Here is a 2744-nt window from a genome sequence, read left to right as displayed (position 1 = left end):
TAACAAAGATGAATTACTTTCAATAATTCAAAAGTATTTCAATAAAAAATAAATTGTCTGAAAATTTAAGGAATAAAAACCAAGCACTAGGCTCTAACAGCAAACTGCCAGGCAAGCAGGGTTTCTGTGCTTCTTTGACAGGAAATTAGTAAATTGAAGTACAGTTCTCTGTAGGAGGTTAATCTGTTAAATCGTATCCATCAGACCAACCCCCTTAGGCGTATTTTCATGTCTGCGGCAAGTGCATCTCCACCTTTATATCCATTCATGCGAATTTATTGCATATCGTAACGGGTGTTTATACCATTCCTCAGTTTAAGTCGCAACAAATCAATTCATTAAATTAATGTCCTGGTTTTACCCCACACAAACTGTATATAGTCATATGGGCCGGTATATCCACCTTATTATTTTAACTGTGTTTTTCTCTTTGATAACTTTGGAAAAATCTTTATGTTTTCACCCACATTTATTTGTAATCAAAAAACATTTATAAAAAATTGTTGTGCCCAAATAATAAAGCCTACCAATAAAAAGTCAACATTCTCTACACAAAGTAACACTTGACCCCATGCACGTGGGATTTTTAGTTCTATATACTATATTAACTTTCTTATTTGGTTTGTTTTTTTATAATTTTGCAGGTATGGATGCTAACAAATTGTTTATTAAGGGAATGGTATGCCCAAGATGCATAAGCGCAGTTGAAGCAGAACTTATTAAGCTAAATATAGGATTTACAACCGTTAAATTAGGTGAGGTGACGTTATCTGATGGCATTAATCCCGAGTTTGTGAAAAAATTTAGTGATGCGATCTCGGCTCAGGGGTTTGAGCTGTTAAGTAATAAAAAAGCACAGTTAGTTATGAGAATTAAAAATTCCATAATTAACATTGTACATCATCAGAATGATCCAGAAAAGATTGGGAAATTAAGTGAATTGCTGCCTGAACTCTTAGGGCAAAATTACACTTCACTAAGTAGTTTATTCAAAGATGTCGAAGGTAAAACATTAGAAAAATACTTTATACTTCAAAAGATAGAAAAAGCCAAAGAACTTCTAATATATCAAGAGTTAAACATTAGTGAAATCGCACATCAGTTAAACTATAGTTCAAGTCAACATTTATCACAGCAATTTAAAAATGTAACAGGTATGTCTCCCTCCGAATTTACAAAATCAACTAAAGAGTCAAGGCGCTCGTTATCAGATATATAATATTAGGTTGAATAATTATATACATATTTTAAAGAATTATATACAAGTTTTATTACAATTGTGTTTACTTTTGCAGTCTAATCCTTTAAAATGTTAAAAAAGATCAGTCATATATTTCTGGCACTGCTTATAGCGGTGACCAGTATGGGTTTGACGATCTCAAAGCATTATTGTGGATCCTCTTTCGAATCGGTCAGCATCAACTCAACCCCTGAATCCTGCTGCGATGGACCCTGCGACCTGTGCCACAACGAAACCATTACCATCAAACTGAAAGACGATTTCTCGCTTACAACCTTTGAATTTGATTTCACACAGATAGCCACTTTAGTGCCTGCCGAAATACAATTGTTGTTGATCAAGGTACCCGAAATCACCACAAATCTTATACACACCCCGCAAACTCCGCCCCCACTCACGGTACAACGGGTTCTTTCGAACCTGCAGACCTTCCTGTTATGATTTCACTCAATTGATTGATTTATTTAGTGCTTTAAATACCTGAAAGCGCTGATTATATCTTAATTTTACTCATTGAGTCACGAAATCATAATCATGAACCCATGTTAAATAAAACCATTAAATTCTTCCTTGAGAACAAGGTAATCACCCTTTTGTTGTTCATCGTCTTCATCCTTTTGGGGACCGTATATGCACCCTTTAACTGGCAAACAGGACCGTTACCCCGTAATCCGGTGCCTGTGGATGCCATCCCCGATATCGGCGACAACCAGCAGATTGTTGCAACCGAATGGATGGGCCGCTCACCAAAGGACATCGAAGACCAGATCACCTACCCGTTAACGACCTCCTTGTTAGGTATTCCGGGGGTAAAAACCATTCGCAGCACCTCCATGTTTGGGATGTCGTTTATCTACATTATTTTTGAAGACAACATCGAATTTTACTGGAGCCGCTCGCGTATTCTCGAAAAGCTAAACTCACTCCCGACCGGGACCTTACCTCAAGGTGTACAACCTGCTCTGGGACCCGATGCCACTGCGCTGGGACAAATTTTCTGGTATACCCTCGAAGGACGCGACCCGAAAACCGGAAAACCTACTGGTGGCTGGGATCCGCAGGAATTGAGAACAATCCAGGATTATTATGTAAAGTATTCACTTTCTGCTTCAAACGGAGTTTCGGAGGTGGCCACCATTGGTGGATTTGTGAAAGAATACCAGGTGGACATCGATCCCAATGCCATGAAAGCCTTTGGTGTTTCGGTGATGGATATCATGCAGGCTGTGAAAAAAAGCAACCTGGATATCGGTGCCGAAACAATCGAACTCAACAAAGTGGAATACGTCATACGCGGGCTGGGCTACATTAAAAGCCTCGACGATTTAAGGGAAGCTGTGGTTACAGTTCGCAACAACGTGCCGGTGCGCATAAGCGACGTGGCTAAAGTGAGTTTTGGACCGGCTCCCCGCCGTGGCGGTCTTGACAAGGATGGTGTGGAAGCGGTTGGAGCTGCTGTGGTGGCACGTTATGGTTCCAACCCCATGGAAGTCATCAACAACAT

General features: G+C 39.6%; 3 protein-coding genes. All 3 read left to right on the top strand.

Annotated elements, in window-relative coordinates:
* Window positions 1-577: 577 nt before the first annotated feature.
* Window positions 578-1219, top strand: a complete 642-nt coding sequence (locus ACYC56_RS14595) for a helix-turn-helix domain-containing protein (RefSeq protein ID WP_461374899.1) — start codon at window positions 578-580, stop codon at window positions 1217-1219.
* Between the two features lie 90 nt (window positions 1220-1309).
* Entirely contained in the window at window positions 1310-1681 is a 372-nt protein-coding gene (locus ACYC56_RS14590) for an HYC_CC_PP family protein (protein ID WP_461374898.1), read from the top strand.
* A 101-nt stretch (window positions 1682-1782) separates the two neighbouring features.
* Window positions 1783-2744 (top strand): efflux RND transporter permease subunit (locus ACYC56_RS14585; protein WP_461374897.1); only part of this gene is annotated, 962 nt, incomplete at its 3' end.

The organism is Candidatus Aquicultor sp., assembly GCF_054640775.1.
The sequence above is the reverse complement of the archived record's forward strand: the minus strand, read 5'-3'. Positions and strand labels throughout refer to the sequence as shown.